At 71.7% G+C, this 22,102-nt stretch carries 23 protein-coding genes; 17 read left to right on the top strand and 6 right to left on the bottom strand.

Annotated features, from left to right (window positions below; genetic code table 11):
• Positions 1-9: 9 nt before the first annotated feature.
• The 5 genes from ACLQ3F_RS07490 (at position 10) to ACLQ3F_RS07470 (ending at position 6,407) form a co-directional block, all read left to right on the top strand.
• A complete protein-coding gene (locus tag ACLQ3F_RS07490) occupies positions 10-1,041 on the top strand; it encodes an ABC transporter substrate-binding protein (RefSeq protein ID WP_425847335.1) in 1,032 nt (343 codons plus the stop codon).
• An 80-nt stretch (positions 1,042-1,121) separates the two neighbouring features.
• Positions 1,122-2,660, top strand: a complete 1,539-nt coding sequence (locus ACLQ3F_RS07485; RefSeq protein WP_425847334.1) for a pyridoxal phosphate-dependent decarboxylase family protein — start codon at positions 1,122-1,124, stop codon at positions 2,658-2,660.
• A gap of 35 nt (positions 2,661-2,695) precedes the next feature.
• Positions 2,696-3,973 carry a lysine N(6)-hydroxylase/L-ornithine N(5)-oxygenase family protein gene (locus tag ACLQ3F_RS07480; protein ID WP_425847409.1) on the top strand — a complete coding sequence of 426 codons (1,278 nt, stop codon included), beginning with the start codon at positions 2,696-2,698 and terminating at the stop codon, positions 3,971-3,973.
• Positions 3,970-4,563, top strand: a complete 594-nt coding sequence (locus tag ACLQ3F_RS07475; protein ID WP_425847332.1) for a GNAT family N-acetyltransferase — start codon at positions 3,970-3,972, stop codon at positions 4,561-4,563. Before ACLQ3F_RS07480 ends, ACLQ3F_RS07475 begins: the two co-directional genes overlap by 4 nt.
• A complete protein-coding gene (locus ACLQ3F_RS07470; protein ID WP_425847331.1) occupies positions 4,560-6,407 on the top strand; it encodes an IucA/IucC family protein in 1,848 nt (615 codons plus the stop codon). Before ACLQ3F_RS07475 ends, ACLQ3F_RS07470 begins: the two co-directional genes overlap by 4 nt.
• Positions 6,408-6,510: 103 nt before the next feature.
• Here the strand turns inward: ACLQ3F_RS07470 and ACLQ3F_RS07465 are convergent, their stop codons facing one another.
• Positions 6,511-6,984 carry a MarR family winged helix-turn-helix transcriptional regulator gene (locus ACLQ3F_RS07465; RefSeq protein WP_425847329.1) on the bottom strand — a complete coding sequence of 158 codons (474 nt, stop codon included), beginning with the start codon at positions 6,982-6,984 and terminating at the stop codon, positions 6,511-6,513.
• Between the two features lie 138 nt (positions 6,985-7,122).
• Here ACLQ3F_RS07465 and ACLQ3F_RS07460 point away from each other — a divergent pair, with 138 nt between their 5' ends.
• Complete coding sequence (locus ACLQ3F_RS07460) at positions 7,123-7,683, top strand: NADPH-dependent FMN reductase (protein ID WP_112589991.1); 561 nt, start codon at positions 7,123-7,125, stop codon at positions 7,681-7,683.
• Positions 7,684-7,773: 90 nt separating this feature from the next.
• Here the strand turns inward: ACLQ3F_RS07460 and ACLQ3F_RS07455 are convergent, their stop codons facing one another.
• Both ACLQ3F_RS07455 and ACLQ3F_RS07450 read right to left on the bottom strand, forming a co-directional pair.
• A complete protein-coding gene (locus tag ACLQ3F_RS07455; protein WP_425847327.1) occupies positions 7,774-7,962 on the bottom strand; it encodes a hypothetical protein in 189 nt (62 codons plus the stop codon).
• 100 nt (positions 7,963-8,062) lie between these two features.
• Complete coding sequence (locus ACLQ3F_RS07450) at positions 8,063-8,668, bottom strand: FAD-dependent oxidoreductase (protein WP_425847325.1); 606 nt, start codon at positions 8,666-8,668, stop codon at positions 8,063-8,065.
• 125 nt (positions 8,669-8,793) lie between these two features.
• Here ACLQ3F_RS07450 and ACLQ3F_RS07445 point away from each other — a divergent pair, with 125 nt between their 5' ends.
• The gene (locus ACLQ3F_RS07445) at positions 8,794-10,065 is read left to right on the top strand and encodes an MFS transporter (RefSeq protein WP_425847324.1); all 1,272 of its coding nucleotides are present in this window, start codon (positions 8,794-8,796) and stop codon (positions 10,063-10,065) included.
• A 103-nt stretch (positions 10,066-10,168) separates the two neighbouring features.
• Here ACLQ3F_RS07445 and ACLQ3F_RS07440 read toward each other — a convergent pair whose 3' ends face one another.
• A complete protein-coding gene (locus tag ACLQ3F_RS07440) occupies positions 10,169-10,654 on the bottom strand; it encodes a GNAT family N-acetyltransferase (RefSeq protein WP_425847323.1) in 486 nt (161 codons plus the stop codon).
• A gap of 134 nt (positions 10,655-10,788) precedes the next feature.
• On the opposite strand from ACLQ3F_RS07440, the gene ACLQ3F_RS07435 reads away from it, so the two are divergent.
• Positions 10,789-11,451: a fasciclin domain-containing protein gene (locus ACLQ3F_RS07435; RefSeq protein ID WP_425847321.1), complete on the top strand. Its 663-nt coding sequence runs from the start codon at positions 10,789-10,791 to the stop codon at positions 11,449-11,451.
• 52 nt (positions 11,452-11,503) lie between these two features.
• Here ACLQ3F_RS07435 and ACLQ3F_RS07430 read toward each other — a convergent pair whose 3' ends face one another.
• On the bottom strand, positions 11,504-12,523 hold the full coding sequence (locus ACLQ3F_RS07430; RefSeq protein WP_425847319.1) for a phosphotransferase family protein: 1,020 nt from the start codon (positions 12,521-12,523) through the stop codon (positions 11,504-11,506).
• Positions 12,520-13,593 carry a LacI family DNA-binding transcriptional regulator gene (locus ACLQ3F_RS07425; protein ID WP_425847318.1) on the bottom strand — a complete coding sequence of 358 codons (1,074 nt, stop codon included), beginning with the start codon at positions 13,591-13,593 and terminating at the stop codon, positions 12,520-12,522. The genes ACLQ3F_RS07430 and ACLQ3F_RS07425 overlap by 4 nt, the downstream gene beginning before the upstream one ends.
• A 93-nt stretch (positions 13,594-13,686) precedes the next feature.
• On the opposite strand from ACLQ3F_RS07425, the gene ACLQ3F_RS07420 reads away from it, so the two are divergent.
• The 9 genes from ACLQ3F_RS07420 to ACLQ3F_RS07380 all read left to right on the top strand — a co-directional run bounded on the left by ACLQ3F_RS07420 (position 13,687) and on the right by ACLQ3F_RS07380 (position 22,078).
• Positions 13,687-14,031: a cupin domain-containing protein gene (locus tag ACLQ3F_RS07420; protein WP_355006751.1), complete on the top strand. Its 345-nt coding sequence runs from the start codon at positions 13,687-13,689 to the stop codon at positions 14,029-14,031.
• Entirely contained in the window at positions 14,024-14,740 is a 717-nt protein-coding gene (locus ACLQ3F_RS07415) for a cupin domain-containing protein (RefSeq protein WP_425847316.1), read from the top strand. The genes ACLQ3F_RS07420 and ACLQ3F_RS07415 overlap by 8 nt, the downstream gene beginning before the upstream one ends.
• Positions 14,741-14,907: 167 nt before the next feature.
• Positions 14,908-15,879 (top strand): ABC transporter permease, encoded by a 972-nt coding sequence (locus tag ACLQ3F_RS07410; protein ID WP_425847315.1) that lies wholly within the window; start codon positions 14,908-14,910, stop codon positions 15,877-15,879.
• A 23-nt stretch (positions 15,880-15,902) separates the two neighbouring features.
• The gene (locus tag ACLQ3F_RS07405; protein ID WP_425847314.1) at positions 15,903-16,907 is read left to right on the top strand and encodes an ABC transporter substrate-binding protein; all 1,005 of its coding nucleotides are present in this window, start codon (positions 15,903-15,905) and stop codon (positions 16,905-16,907) included.
• A gap of 43 nt (positions 16,908-16,950) precedes the next feature.
• On the top strand, positions 16,951-17,706 hold the full coding sequence (locus tag ACLQ3F_RS07400; protein WP_387350869.1) for an ABC transporter ATP-binding protein: 756 nt from the start codon (positions 16,951-16,953) through the stop codon (positions 17,704-17,706).
• A gap of 38 nt (positions 17,707-17,744) precedes the next feature.
• Positions 17,745-18,896 (top strand): Gfo/Idh/MocA family protein, encoded by a 1,152-nt coding sequence (locus tag ACLQ3F_RS07395; RefSeq protein ID WP_425847313.1) that lies wholly within the window; start codon positions 17,745-17,747, stop codon positions 18,894-18,896.
• The gene (locus tag ACLQ3F_RS07390; protein WP_425847312.1) at positions 18,893-20,044 is read left to right on the top strand and encodes a dihydrodipicolinate synthase family protein; all 1,152 of its coding nucleotides are present in this window, start codon (positions 18,893-18,895) and stop codon (positions 20,042-20,044) included. The genes ACLQ3F_RS07395 and ACLQ3F_RS07390 overlap by 4 nt, the downstream gene beginning before the upstream one ends.
• 20 nt (positions 20,045-20,064) lie before the next feature.
• The gene (locus ACLQ3F_RS07385) at positions 20,065-20,904 is read left to right on the top strand and encodes a sugar phosphate isomerase/epimerase family protein (RefSeq protein WP_425847407.1); all 840 of its coding nucleotides are present in this window, start codon (positions 20,065-20,067) and stop codon (positions 20,902-20,904) included.
• Positions 20,897-22,078 carry a hypothetical protein gene (locus ACLQ3F_RS07380; RefSeq protein WP_425847311.1) on the top strand — a complete coding sequence of 394 codons (1,182 nt, stop codon included), beginning with the start codon at positions 20,897-20,899 and terminating at the stop codon, positions 22,076-22,078. Before ACLQ3F_RS07385 ends, ACLQ3F_RS07380 begins: the two co-directional genes overlap by 8 nt.
• Positions 22,079-22,102: the final 24 nt, after the last annotated feature.

The raw sequence follows: 22,102 nt of genomic DNA, 5'->3' as shown, positions 1-22,102 counted from the left end.
GACAACACCATGCCCGATGCCCTGTCCGCCCGCCGCCTCTCTCGCCGTGGCCTGCTGGCCGCCGGTGGCGCCGCCACGCTGGCCACCCTGCTCGCCGCCTGTGGCACTGACGACGCCGCGAAACCCGCCGCCGGCAACGGAAGTGGTCCCTGGTCGTTCACCGACGACCGCGGTACCAAGATAGAGGCCGCAGCCCGTCCGGCCCGTGTGGTGGCCTTCACCGGGGTGGCGGCGGCCCTGATCGATTTCGGTCTCGACAAGCAGCTCGTGGGCGTCTTCGGTGAGACCAAGCGTGCCGACGGTACGACCGAGCCGCAGGCCGGCGACCTTGACGTCGAGGGCGTCGAGATCCTCGGCAACGTGTGGGGCGAGTTCAGCCTGGAGAAGTACGCCGCGCTGCGCCCCGAACTGCTGGTCACCCACATGTACGACCCGGACGCGCTCTGGTACGTGCCGGACGAGAGCAAGGCCAAGATCCTCCCGCTGGCGCCCAGCGTGGCGATCACCACCGCCCGGGTGCCGATGACCAAGCCCATCGAGCGGTACGCGGCGCTGGCCGAGTCGCTCGGCGCGGACCTGTCCGCGAAGAAGGTCACCGACGGAAAGGCCCGCTTCGACGCCGCCGCCGAGGCGGTCCGGCAGGCGGTGAAGGCCAACCCCGGGATCAAGGTGATGGCCTGCTCCGGCAGCCCCGACCTCTTCTACGTCTCCAACCCGAAGGTCAGCACCGACCTGATGTACTTCGCCGAGTTGGGCGTCGACATCGTGGTCCCCACCAAGCTCGAATCCGGCGACTACTTCGAGGCGCTGAGCTGGGAGAGCGCCGGCAAGTTCCCGGCCGACCTGATCCTGCTGGACAACCGCGGCACCGCGCTGCAGGCCAAGGACCTCACGGCCAAGCCGACCTGGCAGCAACTGCCGGCGGTCAAGGCCAACCAGGTGAGCCCGTGGGACGCGGTGCCCCGCTTCTCGTACGCCGGCTCCGCACCGCTGCTGGAGAACCTCGCCACCGCCATCCGGAACGCGAAGAAGGTCAGCTGACGAACACCACATCCCCGGGCGCACCGCCGCGCCCGGGGTGGGTTCCGGCTGCCCTCGTCCAGAACGTGGAAGGACCACCAGTGACCGTGCCGACGTACCCCGTCGAGACCACCACGCCGCCACCGGCGTCAACCGCTGCGCGGGCCCAGCTGCTGCACGGTGGCTCGGTCGAGCAGTACCGCCGGACGATCGCCGACGGCGTCGACCGGGTCGCCCGGCGGGTGGCCACGGTGGACCGTCCCGGCACCGGAATCACGCCGGCCGAGCTGGCCCCCCTGGTAGACCGGGTGGACCTGGACCGGCCGCTGGGCGACGCCGGCGCCGCCCTCGACGAGCTGGAGAACGTCTACCTGCGCGACGCCGTCTGGTTCCACCACCCCCGCTACCTGGCCCACCTCAACTGCCCGGTGGCCATCCCGGCACTGCTCGGTGAGGCGGTGCTCACCGCCGTGAACTCCTCGCTGGACACCTGGGACCAGAGCGCCGGGGCCACCCTCATCGAGCGCCGGCTGATCGACTGGACGGCCGAGCGGATCGGCCTCGGTCCCCGCGCCGACGGCATCTTCACCAGCGGCGGCAGCCAGTCCAACCTCCAGGCTCTGCTGCTGGCCCGGGAGGAGGCGTGCGCCGACGCCATCGGCCCCGCGGCGCGCGCCGACCTGCTGCCCCGACTGCGCGTGCTCACCTCCGCCGCCGGTCACTTCAGCGTGCAGAAGTCGGCAAAACTGCTCGGCCTCGCCCCGGACGCGGTGATCGCGGTGCCCACCGACGCCCGGCGACGGATCCGACCGGCCGCCGTCCGCGAGGAGATCGCCCGGTGCCGCCAGGCCGGGCTGGTGGTGATGGCCGTCGTCGGCACCGCCGGTACCACCGACTTCGGCTCGATCGACCCGCTCACCGATCTGGCCGGGATCTGCGCGGCAGCCGGCGTGTGGCTGCACGTGGACGCCGCGTACGGCTGCGGTCTGCTCGTCTCACCGACGCGCCGGCACCTGCTCGACGGCATCGAGCGGGCCGACTCGGTCACCGTTGACTTCCACAAGTCGTTCTTCCAGCCGGTCAGCTCCAGCGCGCTGCTGGTCCGCGACCGGCGGACGCTGCGGCACGTCACCTACCACGCCGACTACCTCAACCCGGCCCGGATGGTGGAGCAGCGCATCCCCAACCAGGTCGACAAGAGCTTGCAGACCACCCGCCGTTTCGACGCGCTGAAGCTCTGGCTCACCCTGCGGGTGATGGGCCCGGACGCGCTCGGCGGGCTCTTCGACGAGGTCGTCGACCGGGCCGCCGATGCCTGGCGACTGGTCAGCGAGGATCCGCGCTTCGAGGTGGTGACCCGCTCGGAGCTGAGCACCGTGGTGTTCCGCTACCTGCCCACCGGCCCCGGCCGCGAGTTGGCCGACGCCGCCAATCTGCACGCCCGGGAGGCCCTCGCGGCGTCCGGTCTCGCCGTGGTCGCCGGGACCCGGGTGGACGGCCGGCACTTCCTGAAGTTCACACTGCTCAACCCGGAAACCACAGTCGACGACGTCGGGTACGTGCTCGACCTGATCGCCACCCACGCCGGTCAGTACGTGCACGACCACGTCGACGCCGGCCTGACCTGCCACGTCGGCTGACGCCGGTGACCTCGAACCCGCGCCTGGAGACCCCGATGTCCACCCACGACTTCATCGCCATCGGGTTGGGCCCGTACAACCTGGGCCTGGCCTGCCTCACCGCGCCGATCGACGAGCTCGACGGGGTGTTCCTGGAGGCCCGACCGAGCCTCGCCTGGCACCCCGGCATGCTGCTGGAGTCGGCCCGGTTGCAGACCCCGTTCATCGCCGACCTGGTCAGCCTCGCCGACCCCACGTCGCCGTACTCCTTCCTCAACTACCTCAAGGAGATCGGCCGGCTCTACCCGTTCTACATCCGGGAGAGCTTCTACCCGCTGCGCAGCGAGTACGACGCGTACTGCCGGTGGGCGGCGGCGAAACTGCCGAACCTGCGCTTCGGTCAGAGCGTGACGACCGTGGAGTACGACCCCGCCGACGAGCGGTACGTGGTGCGGGCCAGCACGGGCACGGGCGAGACCGTCGAGTACCGGGCCCGGCACCTGGTGCTCGGCACCGGCACCCCGCCGCACCTGCCCCCGGCCGTGGCCGACCTGCCGGGCGACGCCGTGCACAACTCCCACTACCTGGAGCACCGCTCGGCGCTGCGCACGAAGCGCAGCATCACGGTGGTGGGCAGCGGGCAGAGCGCCGCCGAGATCTACCACGACCTGCTCGGCGACATCGACCGGTACGGCTACCAGCTCAACTGGGTGACCCGTTCGCCGCGGTTCTTCCCGCTCGAATACACGAAGCTGACGCTGGAGATGACATCACCGGACTACGTGGACTACTTCCACGCGCTGCCCGAGGCGACCCGCTACCGGCTGGAGTCCGAGCAGAAGGGCCTGTTCAAGGGGATCAACGCCGACCTGATCAACGACATCTTCGACCTGCTCTACGCGCACAGCGTCGACGGGCCGGTGAACACCCGCCTGCTCACCAACACCGAGCTGGTCAGCGCCGACCACCAGGGCGGGCAGTACACGCTGGGGTTGCGTCAGGTGGAGCAGGAACGCGACTTCGCCCTGCGTACCGAGGGTCTGGTGCTGGCCACCGGCTACCACTACCGGGTGCCGGAGTTCCTCACGCCGGTGCGGGACCGGATCCGCTGGGACGCGCAGGGCCGCTTCGACGTGGCCCGCAACTACAGCATCGACCACGGCGGGCGGGGCATCTTCCTGCAGAACGCGGGCACCCACACGCACAGCATCACCTCACCAGACTTGGGCATGGGCGCCTACCGCAACTCCTGGATCATCCGCGAGCTGCTCGGCCGGGAGCACTACCCGATCGAGAAGAGCATCACCTTCCAGGAGTTCGGGGTGTCGTCGTGACCACCGTCTTCACCCGGGTCGACGACAGGCTCGGTGAATTCGCGCTGCGGCAGCTCGATCCGGACGCCGACGCGGCGCTGCTGCACACCTGGGTGACGCACCCGAAGGCGGCGTTCTGGATGATGCAGGACGCCGACCTGGCCCAGGTCACCGAGGAGTACCAGCGGATCGCCGAGCACCGGCACCACGACGCGTACCTCGGGCTGTGGCGGGGGAGTCCCGCCTTCCTCGCGGAGCGCTACGACCCGGCCCACGTCGAGCTGGTCGGCCTCTACGACCACCAGCCCGGTGACGTGGGCATGCACTTCCTCTGCGCGCCGGTCGACGCGCCAGTGCACGGCTTCACCCGGGCGGTGATCGGCACCGTCATGGCGTGGCTCTTCGACGACCCGACGACCAGGCGGGTGGTGGTCGAACCGGACGTGCGCAACACCGCCGTGCACGCGCTGAACGCCGCCGTCGGCTTCACCGTCGTCGGCCCGATCGCCAAGCCGGAGAAGGACGCGCTGCTCAGCGTCTGCACCCGAGCCCAGTTTGAGGCCGCCGCCGACCGCGCCGCCGCCGACCGAACCGAAGGAGCCCCGGCGTGACCACCACCGCCGTCCCCACCCACCCGCACGTCGCCGCAGCGCACCACGCCTCCGGCGACCCGGTCGGGCACCTCACCCCGCAGCGCTGGGCCCGGGCCAACCGGCTGCTGGTCCGCAAGGCGCTCGCCGAGTTCACCCACGAGCGGCTGCTCACCCCGCAGGCCGTGGCCGGCCCCGACGACCGGCAGTGGTACGAGGTCCTCAGCGACGACGGCACCGTCACCTACCGGTTCGCGGCGCGGGTGCTCGCCCTGGCGCACTGGCAGATCGACGCGGACAGCATCACCCGACACCGCGACGGCACCTCGCTGACCCCGGACGCGGTGGACTTCATCGTCGAACTGCGCGACACCCTCGGGCTCTCCGCGCGGGTGCTCCCGGTCTACCTGGAGGAGATCACCTCGACGCTGGCGGGTACGGCGTACAAGCTGGCCCAGGCCGCGCCGAGCGCCGCCGAGCTGGCCGAGGCGGACTTCCAGACCATCGAGACCTCGATGACGGAGGGCCACCCCTGCTTCGTGGCGAACAACGGCCGGCTCGGCTTCGGCGTCGACGAGTACCACCGGTACGCCCCGGAGGCCGCCGCACCGGTGCGGCTGGAGTGGCTGGCCGCGCACCGGGACCACTCCACGTTCAGCAGCGCCGCCGACCTCGACTACGACACGCTCATCGAGAGCGAGTTGGACGCCGAGACCCGGGCCCGGTTCGTGGCCACGATGGCCGATCTCGGGTTGGACCTCGCCGACTACCACCTGATCCCGGCGCACCCGTGGCAGTGGTGGAACAAGCTGGCGGTCACCTTCGCCGGTGAGCTGGCCGAGCGGCGGCTGGTGCACCTCGGCCCCGGGCCGGACGTGTACCTCGCCCAGCAGTCCATCCGCACCTTCTTCAACGTCAGCGAGCCGGGGCGGCACTACGTCAAGACCGCGCTGTCGGTGCTGAACATGGGCTTCATGCGCGGGTTGTCGGCCGCGTACATGGAGGCCACCCCGGCGATCAACGACTGGCTGGCCGACCTGATCGCCGCCGACGAGGTGCTGACCGGCACCGGCCTGACCGTCATCCGGGAGCGGGCCGCTGTGGGGTACCGGCACCGGCAGTACGAGGCGGCGACCGAGGGCACCTCGCCGTACCGCAAGATGCTGGCCGCCCTGTGGCGGGAGAGCCCGGTGCCCGAGCTGGCGCCGGGGCAGCGACTGTCCACGATGGCCGCGCTGCTGCACGTCGACGACGAGGGCGGCTCACTGGCGGCGGCGCTGATCGCCCGGTCCGGCCTGGCGCCCGAGGTGTGGCTGCGCCGCTACCTGGACGCCTACCTGACCCCGCTGCTGCACAGCTTCTACGCCCACGACCTGGCTTTCATGCCGCACGGCGAGAACGTCATCCTGGTCCTCGACGAGCAGGACACCGTCCAGCGGGTGATTTTCAAGGACATCGCCGAGGAGATCGCGGTGATGAGCGACAGGGTCGAGCTGCCGGCGGCGGTGGAGCGGATCCGCGTCGAGGTGCCCGACGACACCAAGCTGCTGAGCATCTTCACCGACGTGGTGGACTGCTTCCTGCGGCACCTCAACGCGGTCCTGGTCGAGGCCGGTGTTCTCGCCGAGGACGACTTCTGGCGCACTGTCGCGGCCTGCGCCGCCGACTACTTCGACCGGGTGCCGCACCTGGCCGAGCGGGTCCGCCACTACGACCTGTTCGCCCCGGAGTTCACGCTCTCCTGCCTCAACCGGCTGCAACTACGCAACAACCAGCAGATGATCGACCTGGCCGACCCGTCGGCGGCGCTCCAGTTCGTCGGCACCCTCACCAACCCGCTCGCCGCCCACGCTCCGGCCCGGTGACCGCGATCGCCTTTGATCAGCGCGCACGGCAACGGGTGCACTAGGCGGATGGGAGTTCTGAGTACCTGGGTACGCGGCAACGTGGTCCGGGCCGGCGGTTGCCTCAGTCGGTCGGCTCTGCCGCGCCGGCCTGCTGGAACGCGCGGGCCAACTGGGCGAGGTCGAAGCCCTCGAAGTGCTGGAGGAACCGGCGGCGTACGGCGGCCAGGTGACTGGGCCAGGCTTCCTCCAGGCGGGCGTAGCCCGCGTCGGTGAGGACGGCGTTCCAGCCGCGCGCGTCCTCCTCGCAGCGTTCCCGCCGGACCAGGCCCTGCGTCTCCAGCCGGATGATCGTGCGGGTCATGCCGCTGAGGGAGAGGTAGCAGAGCGCGGCGAGTTCGTTCATGCGCATCCGCCGGTCGGGTGTCTCGGAGAGGTTCATCAACGCGGTGTACTCGGTGAGCGGCAGCTGACGGTCACCGACCATGTCCGCGTCGATAGCGCGGGGCAGGACGTGCATCACCTGACCCAGGGCGCGGACCAGGGATTCCTCGTCAGGGGTGAGGGGCTGCGGAGTCGCTGCGGAGGGGTTGGACATCCTCCTATCATACTTGCTTGACTCAGCAAGTGCTTACCCTCCGTGTGACTACGCCCATACGCCAAGTATTTGCTTGACCAATCAAGCAGCGCTAGCGTTTCCCCGTCGTCAGGCAAGAACCTCTGAAAGGCGCCACACATGACCAGGATCGGGATCATCCTCGGAAGCACCCGCCCGGGGCGTAACGGCGAGGCCGTCGCCCGCTGGGTGCTCGAGATCGCCAAGCAGCGCTCCGACGCGGAGTACGAGCTGATCGACCTGCTGGACTACCAGCTGCCGCACCTCGACGAGGCGTACCCGCCCTCGATGGGCCAGTACACCCAGCCGCACACCAAGCGGTGGGCCGAGACGATCGCGTCGTTCGACGGGTTCATCATCGTCACCCCCGAGTACAACCACTCGACCTCGGGTGCCCTGAAGAACGCGATCGACTTCCTCTACGCCGAGTGGAACAACAAGGCCGTCGGCTTCGTCAGCTACGGCTCGGTCGGCGGGACGCGCGCAGTGGAGCACCTTCGTCTGATCTCCGGTGAGCTCCAGATGGCCGACGTGCGCTCGCAGGTCGCGTTGTCGCTCTTCACCGACTTCGAGAACTTCAGCGTCTTCAAGCCCAACCAGTTCCACCAGGACTCGCTGACCGCCACGCTCGACCAGGTGGTCGCCTGGAGCACGGCGCTCGCTCCGCTGCGCAAGGGCTGAGCACTTCGCACCTTCCGGAAACGGCCGTGGGGGATCCCACGGCCGTTTCCGGACGTTGCGGCCGGTCTGTGACTCCACACACCGGCCGGTTCACCGCGTCGCGAGGCGGTGGGTGGTGCCGTCGGCGACGGCGCGGAGCTTGTCGGGGTTGGCGACGTTGTGGATGGCGGTGATGCGACCGCCAGCGTCGACGTCGACGGAGACGGTGGCGACTACCCGACCCGCGCCGCTGAACACCAGACCCGGCCCCCCGTTGATCTCGACCAGGGCGGCGCGCATGTCGTGCGGCGCGACGCCCTGGTAGGTGACGGTGCCGATGGCCGCGAACCACGCGGCGACCGTGTCCGCACCCCTGATGGGACGCAGTGCCTGGCGGACCTTACCGCCACCGTCGGTCCACAGCCGCCCGCAGGTACGCCCGGGCCTTCGGGTTCATGCCCGCGCCCGGGTCCTGCTGGCCCACCAGCGTGACACCGGCCTCCGGGTGCCGTTCCGCGATCTCCGCGGCGGCCTCGACCCCGGTCAGTCCGCTGCCGACCACGACGACCGTGCCGGCGCCGACCCGGCCCAGCCGATCCGCCAGCGTCCTCGCGCCGCCCGGACCGTCCAGGGTGTACGCGTGTTCCTCGACGCCCAGGACCGCCGCTGTGTCCGTCACGCTGCCCAACGCGTAGACCAGGGTGTCGTAGCGCAGCACCCGGCTGTCGTCGACGCGGACGGTCTTCGCGTCGGTGTCCACCGCCGTCACCCAGCCGCGCACGAACTGCGCACCCGCGCCCGCCAGCAGGTGCGGGATGTTCAGCTCGGCGAGCCGCTGACCGGTCGCCGTCATGTGCAGCCGGAGGCGCTCGCTGAACCGCTCCTGCGCGTTGACCACTGTGACCCGCACGTCGGCCCGCCTGGTCCGGGCGGCGAGTTGGGTCGCCGCGGCCATGCCCGCGTAGCCCGCGCCGAGGATCAGCACCCGGTGTGTGCCTGTGCTCATTGTTCCGCCTCTCCGATCGGGTTGCCGACCACGAGATGCGTGCCGCTCGTCCGTTCGTGACACGGCAGCGATGTGACGCCCGCCACGGACGACGCCGAGCGGGCGCGGTCACTACCCTTGGCGCGATGAGCCGATCCGCCGACGCTGGTCGGGCTCCGCTCTGGCGGGACCGGACCTTCAGCACGTACTGGGTCGCCCAGTCGCTCTCGGCGGCCGGCGACTCGTTCGCCTACCTGGCGGTGCCGCTGCTGGTGCTCCAGGCGACCGGGTCGGTGGCGCGGATGGGTCTGCTGACCGCCGTCGCGGGCGCGGCGTCCGTCGTCGCCGGGATCTTCGGTGGGGTGCTGGTCGACCGGTACGACCGCCGCACCCTCATGATCGTGGCGGATCTGACCCGACTGGTGCTCTACGCGCTGGTGCCACTGGCGTGGATCGCCGGTCCGCAGGTCTGGCTGCTCTTCGTCGTGCTGCCGATCTGCGAGGCGGCCGGCATGCTGTTCCAGGTCGCCGCGGTGACAGCGGTCCGCAACCTCGTCGACTCCGACCGGATCACCGAGGCCAACGGCCGGTTGCAGGCGACGTACGCGGCGGCGGCCGTCCTCGGGCCGCTGCTCGCCGGTGTGGTGGCTGCCCGCTTCGGCCCGGCCACCGCCATCGCCGTCAACGCGGCGAGCTTCGCGCTCTCGGCAGCCGGCCTGTGGCTGATCCGACTGCGCCCCGTCCAGGTGGACGAGGGGGTGGCCCGGCAACGCCCGCTGGTCGAGTTCCTGGCCGGGGCGCGGTTCCTGTGGCGTCAGCCCGTGCTGCGCGCGCTGACCGTCCTGTTGTCGGTCTTCATCTTCCTCACCTACGGTTTCGTCGACGTGTTGATCTACCACGTCACGCACGACCTCGGCGGCTCCGAGGGTACCGTCGGCACGGTGCTCGGCCTGGCGGCGCTGGGCACTGTCGCCGGAGCGCTGCTGGTGGCGCCGCTGCGCCGACGTCGCGGCTTCGGTGCCACCTGGATCGGCGCGCACGCGATCTGCGGTTTCGCGGTGGCGGGGGTCGGCATCGCCACCACGGTGCCCGCGGTCACCACGTTGACCGCGGTGTACCTGTGCTGCCTCAGCGTCGGCGGGATCTGTTCGATGTCCCTGCGGCAGGAGATCACCCCCGATCACCTGCTGGGTCGGGTGACGTCGGCGTTCTGGAGCACGCACTACGCCCTCGGTCCGGCCGGGGCTGTCGTGCTGACCTGGGCCGCCGGCCGGTACGGGGCTCCGGCGGTCACGCTCGTGGCGGGCGCGGGGTGCCTGCTGGTCGCTGTCGGCGGGCTCTTCACCCCGATCCGCCGTGCCGGCGCGGAGCCGGCCGCCGGGCAGCCTGGACTGCGTCCGGCCCCGGCCGGCGGCTGAGCCCTCCCGGTCGATCATGGACCTATGGTGGGCGGGTTGTGAGTGCCTGCCCCTTTCGCACGCCACCACAAGTCCATTATCGGCGCGAGCGGAGTGGGCGCGGTCAGAACTCCTGGTACATCACGTGCAGGCCGACCCGGCCCACTGCGGGGTGACGGAACGCGCCCGGCACGGTGCCGACCACCTCGAAGCCCTCCCGCCGATACAACCGCACCGCCGAACCGTTGCTCTCCACCACCGCGTTGAACTGCATGCCGGCGTACCCCTGGCGGCGGGCCCAGGTCAGGGCGTCGCGGCACAGCGCGGTGCCGACGCCCCGGCCCCGCGCGTCGGCGGCGACCATGAAGCTGGCGGTGGACACGTGAGCGCCCGGCCCGGGCCGGTTGGCGCCCATCTTCGCGGTGCCGAGCACCCGCTCGCCGTCGACCGCCACGACGGTCCGCGCCGGCGCCGCCTCGACCCACATGCCGTACGACTGCTCGGCGGTCATCGCCGGGTCGTAGGGGAACGTCTCCTGTGCCCGGATCACCTCCTCGATGATCGGCCACACCTGCGACCAGTCCCGGTCGACGAACTCCCGAATCAGCACCGGGGGAGGTTAGGCCCTGGCCGGAGCCCCGGACAATCCGTTTATCCGCAGGTGCATCCACGCGGCCTACCCGGCGCGAAGCATGGGTCGTGACGAGACGTCACGGATCCGTCGCTTCGACGAAAGGCCCGCTGATGAAGATCGCACGACTCGCCGCCCGGATGGCGGTGGGCGCCATGGCCACCGCGCTGGCCACCACGGCCATCGCTGTGCCGGCCGCTCAGGCGACCGGCAAGGCCAAGCCGCTCGGCACGAACTCACTCGCCGCGGTGCTCACGAAGGACACCAGCGGTTTCGACCGCAACTCGCGGGACTTCGACGTACTGACGGCGGCCGTTCTGGCCGTGCTGGAGGCCAAGCCGAACTCTCCGGTCAAGGTGCTCACCGACGGCACGGTGGCGCTGACCGCGTTCATCCCCACCGACGCGGCCTTCCAGCAGTTGGTCCGCGAGATCACGCAGGCCCAGAAGTTGCCCAGTGAGAGCGCGGCCTTCACCGCCGTGGCCGGGCTGGGCATCGACACCGTCGAGTCGGTGCTGCTCTACCACGTTGTCCCGGGCGCCACCATCGATCGCAAGACGGCGGTCCGGGCCGACGGCACGGACCTGACCACCGCGCTCGGCTCGACCGTCGAGGTCGACGTGCGTACCTACCTGTACTTCTTCCGCCAGGTGCGGCTGGTCGACGCCGACACCGACGACCGTGACGCCCGGGTCGTCTCCTACGACGTCAACAAGGGCAACCGGCAGATCGCGCACGCCGTGGACCGGGTGCTGCGCCCGATCGACCTGCCCTGACCGCGGGCGGGTGGCGTCCGGCCGTGCGTCGGACGCCACCCGCGCCGGGACGTCAGCCCGAGGCGAGCGCGGCCAGCTCCTCGTCGAGCAGGGCCGCCAGCCGGGCGGACCGTCCGGGATGGCTGTGCGCGGTCATCCCGCGGCTGGGCATCTCCACTGTCATCAGTAGGTACAGGTGCAACCGGTAGAGACCGAGCCGACGGCGTGCCGAAGCGTCCAGCACCAACGGTTCGGGCGCGCCGGCCTGGTAGCCGCGCATCAGGGGATGCTCCGGCTCGTCCTCCACGCGGCGGAAGAGCAGCGGCGAGACCAGGTCCAGCAGTGGGTCGCCGTAGAGGAACCGCTCGCCGTCCACCAGACCGCGCAGCCGCAACCGGCCGTCCGCGTCGGGTGCCGCCAGCACGTTGCCGTCCCAGCAGTCGAAGTGCAGCAGCGCCGGTCGGCGCACCTCGTCGAGCACGTCGGCGTGCCGCCCCACCAGCGCGTGCAGCTGCTCCGGGGTCACCGGCAGTCGGACGTCCCAGTCGGCCGCGTCGGCCAGGAGCGCGTCGAGCATCGCCGTGAACGCCGCCCGCCAGGTCGGCCCGCCGGCCCGGTCGTCGTCGTACCCGAACCGCTCACCGGTCACCCCGTGCAACGCGGCGAGGGCCACCCCGAGGTCGTGGCGCGCCGGGCCGTCGTCGACGACGACACCGGCCTCGGCCAGGCCGGACAGCGACCGGCCGGGAAGCATCGTGGTGACCAACCACTCGCCGTACGCCGGGTCGGCGCCGCGCCAGAGCACCGGGGGGACGGGCACCTGCGGCGCCCGCTGCGCAACGAGTCGAAAATATCGCTCCTCGGCAGCGCAGAGCCCGCGCTCATAGCGCAGCAGCGGGGTTCCGGCCGGCGGAGCCAGCTTCACCACCACCCGACGCTCGTCGTCGAGCAGCGCCCACCAGACCGTCGCGAACCCGCCGCCGGCCAGCGGACCGGCGTCGCGGACCCGGGTGTGTGGGCCGAACGACGCAGCGATCAGGTACGCCACGTCGGCGCGCGTGAGGGGCCGCTGGGTCGGGCTGACTCCGGTCACGACGTCCTGTCACCTCGCCGTGCGCGTGGCGCGGAACCCGCGGTGGCACGGGTGGACCGGGGGACGGGACCGGCGGTGTCGCGGCGGACCAGCTCGGCGGGGAGCACCTCGACTCGGGGCGTCGGGGCTCCGACGCCGAGCACCAGGGACATCGCCCGCACACCCATGTCGACAAGGGGCAGTCGCACTGTGGTCAGCGCCGGGGTCACGTCCCGGGCGATCGGCATGTCGTCGAAACCCAGCACCGAGATCTGCTGTGGCACCGCCATTCCACGCGCGCGCAGGGTGGCGAGCGCGCCGATGGCCATCGAGTCGTTGAGCGCCACGACGGCGGTCAGTTCCGGGTCGGCGTCGAGCAGTCGGGCGGTGGCCTCCGCTCCGCCGTCGCGGTCGAACTCCGCGTACCGGATGCGCCGTTCGGGCAGCTCGCGGCCCTGCTCGGTGAGGGCCTGCCGGAGGCCGGCGAGCCGGTCGGTGGTGGTGGTCAGGATGCGCGGGCCGGCGACCACGCCGATCGCCCGGTGCCCCAACCCGCACAGCTCCCGCCCGGCGAGGTAGCCGCCGGTCCGGTTGTCCGGCATCACCGCGTCGCCGGAGTGCTCGTGCCGGCCGATGACCGCCACCCGCCCGCCGGTGGCCTCGTACGCGGCGAGCTTCTCGTTGAGCTGCCGGGTGAACGCCTCGTCGTGGTAGCCCGAGCCGGCCAGGATCAGCGCCGCCACCTGGTGCCCGCGCAACAGCTCCACGTACTCCAACTCGCGGTCCGGGTCCCGGTAGCTGTTGCAGATCATCAGCAGCCGGCCCTGGTCGGTGGCGACCCGTTGCAGCCCTCGGGTGATCTCCGCGAAGTAGGGGTCGGAGACGTCGTGCACGATTACACCGACAGCGCTGCGGTGCGAGCGGGCCAGTAGTTGGGCGTGTGCGTTCGGCACGTACTGCAACTCGGCGACGGCGGCGAGCACCCGTTCCCGCAGCTCGTCGGTGACCGGCTTGCTGCTGCCGTTGATGACGCGGGAGGCGGTGGCGGGTGAGACGCCCGCTCGGCGGGCCACATCGGACAGGGTCGCCATGGCCCGCCCCCTCGATCTGTTGACGGCGTTTCGTCGTGCCGGCTAGCGTCACCGTACCGCAGAGAAAGCCCTTTCCCGCAGGGAGGCCCGGCCGTGTCCGATCGCTTCGCGGTACTTCAACTCGACGAACTTACCGCCCGTCGCTGCTCGTGTGGGACCACCCGCCGGGGCTTCATCGCCGAGAGCGAGGGCCAGGCCAGCGTGCATCTGCTCCAGGTGCAGGACGCGGTGACCCACCACCACCGGGTCGCCACCGAGTACTACGTCGTGCTCGCCGGTGAGGGCGAGATCGAGCTGGACGGCGTCCGTCACCCCGCTCGGCCGATGTCCGCGTTCCTGATCAAGCCGGGCTGCCGGCACCGGGCCATCGGCGACCTCACCGTGCTGCTGGTGTCACTGCCGGCCGCCGACGACACCGACGAGTACTTCGATGCGTGATCGGCCGGCGCCGCTGCCCGGCGGGGTTGGGGTGTCCCGGCTGCGCGTCTACGACACGATGGCCCCGGACGGCCTGGTCGGCGGCACCCCGCACGTGCACCTGTGCTGCACCGAGGGGTACGTGGTGACCGACGGGGAGGGCATGGTGCAGACCCTGACCACGGCCGGCTACCGGGAGACGCCGCTGCGACCGGGGGTGGTGGTCTGGTTCGAGCCGGGCACCGTGCACCGCCTCGTCAACACCGGCGGGCTGAGCATCGTGGTCCTGATGCAGAACAGCGGCCTGCCCGAGGCGGGCGACGCGGTGCTGACCTTCCCACCCGAGGTCCTGGCCGATCCGGCCGCGTACGCCGCGGCGGCGGCGTTGCCCGACGGGGGAGCGCCGGGCGCGGACGTGCGCGTCGCGTACCGCCGCCGGGATCTGGCGGTGACCGGCTTCCAGGCGCTGCGGTCCGGTGGTCCGGCGGTGTTGGCCGCGTTCCACGCCGCCGCGACAGCTCTGCGCCAGCCGTTGTTGACGCGGTGGCGGCAGCGGTGGGAGGCCGGCGCGGGCCGCGCCGCGGCCGACACCGCCGCTCAGCTCGACGCCCTGGAGCGGGGGGATCCGGGACACCTGGGCGACGCCGGGGTGTACGTGGTGGACGCGCCGGTCGAGCGGGGCCGGTTGGGCATGTGCGGCCTGCTGGACACCTACCCTGCGGCAGGCTGACCGTCCTTTCGGGACGGCTGCCGAGGGCTGCCAGACATCGGTGGAAACAGATCGAGGAAAGGCCTTGCCCGGCGTGAGGGTGCCGCCTACGCTCCAGGAAAGCGTTTGCCTGATCCGCCGACCGGCCCGTTCCGTGGGCGTCGTGCCGGGCCCCGAGGAGGTTCCGCGTGACCGAGAACTCTTTGGACACGGCGGGTCGGCAGGCCGCCGCCGACCTGACCGGCGGTGCGCGAGCCGCCGCTGCCGGGCCCGGCAACACCGATGCACGGCAGGCTCGTGACGGTGCGGTTCCGTCCACTGTGGTAAAAGTGCCATCCGGCGGCGGCCGACCGCCGCGTCCCACGCTCGCTCGCCGGGCGGTGACCTTCGCCGACTCGCTCTGGCGTCCTGCGCTGGTGCTCGCGGTCTTCTTCGCCGCCTGGTGGTTCGTGGCGGCCCGCGAGTACGTCCCGAACTACCTGGTGCCCACCCCCGGCCAGGTCTGGGAGACGATGACCACCCAGTGGTCCGAGCTGGCCCGGCACACAGTGGTCACCCTCTACGAGACAGTGCTCGGCTTCGTGCTCGCCGCCGCGTTGGGTCTGGTCACCGCTGTCGCCATCGCCTACTCCCGCACCCTGGACAAGGCGCTCTACCCGATCGTCCTGTTCGCACAGGTCATCCCGAAGATCGCCATCGCGCCGCTGCTGGTGGTCTGGTTCGGCCTCGGCCTCACTCCGAAGATCATCCTGGCGGTGCTCATCGCGTTCTTCCCGGTGGTCATCTCCGGCGTGGCCGGGCTGCGCTCCACCGACCCGGAGCTGCTCGACCTCGCTGCCACGATGGGCGCCGGGCCGTGGCGTACCTTCCGCAAGATCCGCTTCCCGAACGCGTTGCCGCACCTGATGGCCGGCCTGAAGGTGGCCGTCACCCTCGCCGTGGTCGGTGCCGTGGTCGGTGAGTTCGTCGGCGCCAGCGAAGGGCTCGGCTACGTCCTGTTGCTGGCCAACGGCAACCTCGACGCCCCACTGCTGTTCGCCGACCTGATCCTGATGTCCGCCATCGGCATCGTCCTGTTCGTCCTGGTCGAGATCGCCGAGGCACTGCTCATTCCGTGGCACGCCAGCCGCCGGGCCGGCGTGTCCCTCACCACCTCCTGACCGACCCCATCACGGAGGCACCGATGAAACGCACCGCCACCACCGTCCTGGCCACCGCCGCCCTGCTGTTCGCCGCCACCGGCTGCGGTGGGGACGACCCCGTCGGCAAGACCGGCGCGGACGGCAAGAAGCAGGTCACCCTCACCCTCAACTGGGTGCCTTACGGCGAGCACGCGCCCTTCTACTACGGACTGCAGAAGGGTTACTACTCCGCCGAGGGCATCGACCTGAAGATCCTGCCCGGCAACGGCTCGGGCAACACCGTCAAGCAGGTCGCCCAGAAGCAGACCGACTTCGGGTGGGCCGACAGCCCGGTGCTGCTGAAGTCGGTGGCCAGCGGCATGCCGGTGCGCAGCCTCGGCGCGTACCTGGAGAAGGGACCCTCCTCGGTGGAGTTCTTCACCGAGGAGAACATCAAGACCCCGGCCGACCTCAAGGGCAAGACCGTCGGCGGCACCCCCGGCGACGCCCTCTACGCGACCTTCCCGGCCTGGCTGGAGAAGAACGGCCTCAAGAAGGACGACGTCAAGGTGGTCAACGTCGACGCCGCCGGCAAGATCGCCGCCCTGGCCGAGGGCAAGGTCGACGCCATCATGGGCTTCTTCCACGACCAGGCGCCCACGATCGAGAGCAAGACCGGCAAGAAGGTCGACGTGCTGCTCTTCGCCGACTACGGGATGAACCTGCTCGGCACCGGCCTGATCGCCAACACCCAGACCCTTCAGAAGGACCCCGAGCTGGTCCGCAAGTTCGTCAAGGCCACCCAGAAGTCCTGGGCCGACGCCGCCCGGGACCCGGCCGGCGCGGTGAGCGCGATGACGGCCCTGGCCGAGAACGAGCCGGCGCCCGAGGTGCTCACCAAGCAGCTCACCCTCAACATGCCGCTGATCGGCGCGGACGGCCCGCCCGGGGTGAACACCGAGGCCCAGTGGAGCGAGACCATCGACCTGATGTCCCGCTACGCCGAGCTGAAGGACCCCGGAGCGCCCAACGCGTACTGGGACTCCTCGTACGCGGCGCAGGGGTGACCCGGTGACCGCCGCGCCGGCAGCCACCGGCACCGCCATCGGGATGTCCGGGCTGACCGTCCGGTTCACCACCCGACGGACGCAGACCACAGCGTTGGACGACGTGTCGCTGGACATCGAGCCGGGCGAGTTCGTCACGATCGTCGGCCCGTCCGGCTGCGGCAAGTCCACCCTCCTCAAGATCGTCGCGGGGTTGGTCAAGCCGACCAGCGGCGACGTGTCCCTGCTGGAGCGCCCGGTGCGCGGCCCGCAGAAGGAGATCGGCTTCGTCTTCCAGAAGGCCGCGTTGCTGGAGTGGCGCGGCGCCCGAGCCAACATCCTGCTTCAGGCCGAGATGCGAGGCATGGACCGGGCGCAGGCGGCCCGCCGCGCTGACGAGCTGATCGAGATGACCGGCCTCACCGGTTTCGAGAAGGCGTTGCCACACGAGCTGTCCGGCGGCATGCAGCAGCGCGTGGCGCTCTGCCGCGCGCTGCTGCACTCCCCGCCGGTGCTGCTCATGGACGAACCGTTCGGCGCCCTGGACGCGCTGACCCGGGAGCAGATGAACGCCGAACTGCACCGGATCTGGCGCGAGACCGGGACGACTGTGGTGCTGGTCACCCACTCCATCGCCGAGGCGGTCTTCCTCGGCACCCGGGTCGTGGTGATGAGTCCCCGGCCCGGCCGGATCATCCGCACCTTCCCGGTCGAGCTGCCGGCGCACCGCGACTACGCGCAGGTGATGTCGGATCCCCGCTTCGACCGGCTCGCCACCGACCTGCGTGGGTTGCTCGGCAGCGCGGCCGCCAACCACTGAGCGCGGATCGGCACGACCAGCACGACGGAAGGAACACCATGACCCGCAGGTCGATCGGCATCATCGTCAACGGCGTGACCGGAAGGATGGGCTACCGGCAGCACCTCGTCCGGTCGCTGCTGGCCATCCGCGAATCCGGTGGTGTGGCGTTGGCCGACGGCACCACCATCTGGCCGGAACCGGTCCTGGTCGGGCGCAACGAGACGAAGCTCCGGGAGCTCGCCGAGCGGCACGGGCTGACCGACTGGACCACCGACCTGACCTCGGCGCTGGCCCGCGACGACGTCGAGATCTACTTCGACGCGCAGGTCACCCAGCAACGGGAGAAGGCGATCCGGCAGGCCATCGAGGCCGGCAAGCACATCTACACGGAGAAGCCCCTCGCCGAGGACACTGCGGCGGCCCTCGACCTGGCCCGGGCGGCGGACGCGGCCGGCGTCCGCACCGGTGTCGTGCAGGACAAGCTCTTCCTGCCCGGTCTGCGCAAGCTCAAGCGCCTCATCGACGGCGGCTTCTTCGGCCGGATCCTCTCGGTGCGCGGCGAGTTCGGGTACTGGGTCTTCGAGGGCGACTGGCAGCCCGCTCAGCGGCCGTCGTGGAACTACCGCACCGAGGACGGCGGCGGCATCGTGGTCGACATGTTCCCGCACTGGCACTACGTGCTGGAGGAGCTGTTCGGCCGGGTCACCGCCGTCTCCTGCGTGACCGCCACCCACGTGCCCGAACGGGTCGACGAGGCCGGTCACCCGTACGCGGCCACCGCCGACGACGCCGCGTACGGCATCTTCGAACTCGACAGCGGGGTGATCGCGCAGATCAACTCCTCCTGGGCCGTGCGGGTGTACCGCGACGAGCTGGTGGAGTTCCAGGTCGACGGCACCGAGGGCAGCGCGATCGCCGGCCTGCGCAACTGCCGGGTGCAGCACCGGGCCCTCACCCCGAAGCCGGTGTGGAACCCGGACCTGCCGGCCACCGAGGACTTCCGCGCCCAGTGGGCCGAGGTGCCCGACAACGAGGAGTTCGACAACGGCTTCAAGGTGCAGTGGGAGGCGTACCTGCGGCACGTGGTGGCCGGCGAGCCGTTCCGGTGGGACTTCCTGGCCGGCGCGCGCGGCGTGCAGCTCGCCGAGCTGGGGCTGCGCTCGGCCCGCGAGGGCGTGCGTGTCGAGGTGCCGGAGCTGCGCTCATGACCGCCGAGGTGGTGTTGCCCGGTGGACGGCGGCACCGGCTGACCGGGGGTGGCGGCTTCGCCCGGCCGGACGCACCGGCGACCAGCCGGATCGCGTACGCCGCAGCGCACGTGGTCGCCGACCCGGGCGCGGAGAACGTGCCGGGTGCCCCGGCGGCGGTGGACTGGGACACCACCCTCGCCTTCCGGCGGCATCTCTGGTCGTACGGGCTCGGGGTCGCCGAGGCGATGGACACCGCCCAGCGGGGAATGGGGCTGGACTATCCGGCGACCCGGGAACTGATCCGGCGCAGCGCCGCCGAGGCCCGCGCGGTCGGCGGTCGGATCGTCGCCGGGGTCAACACCGACCAGTTGCCCGCCGGCCCGGCCACCCTGGCGGCGGTCACCGCCGCGTACGCCGAGCAGCTCGACGACGTCCGCGCCGCCGGCGCCCGACCGGTGCTGATGTGCAGCCGGCACCTGGCCGCCGCCGCACGCGGCCCGGAGGACTACCTGCGGGTGTACGACGAGCTGCTCAGCGCCGCCGACGAACCGGTGGTGCTGCACTGGCTGGGTCCGATGTTCGACCCGGCGTTGACCGGCTACTGGGGTGCGGTCGACCTGGACCTGGCCGCCGACACGGTGATCGAGCTGATCAAAACGCACCAGTCCACAGTCGATGGGATCAAGGTGTCCCTCCTGGACGCCGACCGGGAGGTCGCGTTGCGCCGCCGCCTGCCGGCCGGGGTACGCCTCTACACCGGTGACGACTTCCACTACCCGGAGCTGATCCGGGGTGACGAGGTGGGTCACTCCGACGCGCTGCTCGGGGTGTTCGCGGCCATTGCGCCGGCCGCCGCCGCCGCGTTGGCCGCCCTGGACCGGGGGGACCTGACGGCGTACGACGAGATCTTCGGGCCCACAGTGCCCCTGGCCCGGCACCTGTTCGCGGCGCCGACCTGGCACTACAAGACGGGGATCGTGTTCCTGGCCTGGCTGGCCGGGCACCAGGACCATTTCACGATGGTCGGTGGCGCGCAGTCCGGCCGGTCCCCGGCGCACCTGGCCACCCTGCTCACCCTGGCCGACGCGGCCGGGCTGCTGCCCGACGCCGACCTGGCCGCGGCCCGCGCCCGAGCGCTGTTCACAGTGGCGGGGGTGGCGCAGTGAGCGCGAGGCGTGAGCCGGTTGTGCGAGCCCCGCAGTCGCGAGCAGAGACCAGCCCAGCGAGCCTCGCCCGGTTCTCGTTCAACCAGGCGACCGCCCAGCGCTGGCCGTTGCCCGAGGTGGTGGCCGGGTGCGTGGCGGCCGGTGTGCCGGGCATCGGCCTGTGGCGGGAGCCGGTGGCCGAGTACGGGTTGGCCCGATCGGCGAAACTGGTCCGCGACGCCGGCCTCGCCGTCACGTCGCTGTGCCGGGGCGGGTTCTTCTCCGCCGACGACTGGCGCGCGGAGAACCTGCGGGCTATCGAGGAGGCCGCCGCCCTGGGCGCCCCGGAGCTGGTGCTGGTCTCCGGTGGGCTGCCGGTCGGCAGCCGGGACGTCGACGGCGCCCGGCGTCGGGTCGCTGACGCGATCGGCGAGCTGGCACCGCACGCCGAGGCGGCCGGGGTACGGCTGGCCATCGAGCCGCTGCACCCGATGTTCGCCGCCGACCGGTGCGTGATCGCCACCCTCGGCCAGGCGTTGGACATCGCCGAGCGGTTCGACCCGGCGGTGGTCGGCGTGGTGGTCGACGCGTACCACGTCTGGTGGGACGACACGGTGTACGCGCAGATCGCGCGAGCGGGCGAGAGGATCGCCGCGTTCCAGGTGTGCGACTGGGTGACCCCGCTGCCGGAGGGGGTGCTGCTCGGCCGGGCGTTGCCCGGCGACGGCTGCATCGAGCTGCGTCGGCTTCGCGAGGCGGTGGACGCGGCCGGCTACGTCGGCCCGATCGAGGTGGAGGTCTTCTCCGCCGAGGTGTGGGCACGTCCGGGCGCGGAGGTGCTCGACGCCGCGATCGCCGGCTACCTGCGCCACGTTGCCTGACAGCCCCGAACGGCGGTGGCCGGCGGCGGTCGGCGCGTGGCTGGGCATCGGCACCGCACCCGCCACGCTGGTCCTCGGCGCGGCGATGGCCGCCCGACACGGCGGCGCGGTGCCGGTGGCCGGGCTGCTGGTCGGCGGGGTGCTGATGGCGGCCCTGCTCTGGGGGCAGGGCCGGATCGGGCTGCGCCGGCCGCTCGGCGACGGCGGGACGTTGACCGCGGTGCTGCCCGCGTACCTGGGGGACACCTCGCGGCTGCTGCTGGCGGCGGTGCTGGCCGTGTCGATGGTCGGGTGGAACGGGTTCAACGTCGGGCTCGGCGGGGCCTCGCTGGCCGCGCTGACCCACCTGCCCGGCTGGGCCGGGCCGGCGCTGCTGGAGGTGGCGGTCCTCGCCGTCTCCTGGGCGCCGGCCCGGCTCGGTAACCGGGTCGCTGTGGTCACCACGCTCAGCGCGGTGGTGCTGGTCGGCTGGTGCCTGACGGTGCTTCCACCACCCGGTGCGCCGGTCCGCCTCGCCGGCGGCGGGCTCGCCGACGCCGCCGCGCTGATCGGGTACGCGGCCGTGTTCGCGCTGCGCGCACCGGACTTCAGCGTGGGCCTTTCTCGAAGGCGGGACCTGGCCTGGTGCGTGGCGCTGCTGGTCGGGCCGGCGCTGCTCGGGGTGCTGGCCGGGGCCGGCCTGTGGCTGCGGACCGGCTCGGCCGACGTGGTCGCGCTGCTCGCCGCCGGCTCGGGGCTGGCCGCGTACGCGAATCTGTTCGTCGCGGTGGCGGTCTTCGCGGCGGCGCTGACCACCACGTACTCCGGTTCCCTGGCGTTGCGTGGCCTGGCTCCCCGCGTGCCGGCGCGGGCGGCGATGCTGCTCGTCGCGGTGCTCGGCGGGATGCTGGCGGTGGCGCGGTTCGACCGTCTGGTGCTGCCGTGGCTGACGCTGCTGGCCGCCGCGTTGCCGGTGCTGGTGGTGCCGATGGCAGTGGAAGCCGCGGCCCGTCGTCGCGGTCGTGTCCCGCGTACCGTGCCCGCCTGGTGCTGGATGCCGCCGGCGCTGCTGGCGGTGGCCTGCACGCTCGCCGGGGTTGGTGTCGCCCCGCTGCTCGGGCTGGCCCTGGCCGCGGCGTGCACAGTGCTCTGGCGCCGCAGAGGGGGCGCGGACGACTCGGTTGGCGGCGCCTAGCGGGTGGCGTGCGATCGCTGCCTG

It is taken from the genome of Micromonospora sp. DT15, assembly GCF_049841475.1.
GTDB lineage: Bacteria > Actinomycetota > Actinomycetes > Mycobacteriales > Micromonosporaceae > Micromonospora.
Note: the sequence above shows the minus strand (reverse complement) of the source record. Positions and strands in the feature narration are given on the sequence as shown.